We start from the raw sequence: 442 nt of genomic DNA on the forward strand, positions 1-442 counted from the left end.
GGCACTGGCCGAACAGGTAGAGGCCTTCACGCGTCACTTGAATCAGGATGCCACGGTCACGCGATTGGGCTATACCCTGGCCGAAGGCCGTGAGCAGATCAGCGCGGTTTACGGCATGCGCAAACGCTCGGTGGGCCTTTTGGGCAATGTGCAGGGTGAGAAGCGCCCACTGCCGTTTGTTGAAGATACCGCGGTACCACCAGAACATCTGGCCGATTTTATTAGCGAGTTCCGCACCGCGCTGGACGCGCGCGGGCTCGCTTACGGCATGTTTGGGCATGTCGATGCGGGCGTACTGCATGTGCGCCCCGCGCTGGACATGAAAGACCCGGCCCAGGAAGCTCTGATTCGGGACATCTCCGATGAAGTCGCCGCCCTGACCCAAAAATACGGCGGGCTGCTGTGGGGTGAGCACGGTAAAGGGGTACGCTCCGAGTATGCG

Annotated in this window: 1 protein-coding gene; it reads left to right on the forward strand. The window is 61.3% G+C overall.

What is annotated here, in order from left to right:
* Nucleotides 1-442: FAD-linked oxidase C-terminal domain-containing protein (locus ACT3T7_RS18425; RefSeq protein WP_444631930.1), on the forward strand; the 442-nt coding region annotated here is incomplete at both ends.

Origin of the sequence: Halomonas sp. 111 (genome assembly GCF_052379685.1) — a bacterium.
Lineage (GTDB): Bacteria > Pseudomonadota > Gammaproteobacteria > Pseudomonadales > Halomonadaceae > Vreelandella > Vreelandella citrativorans.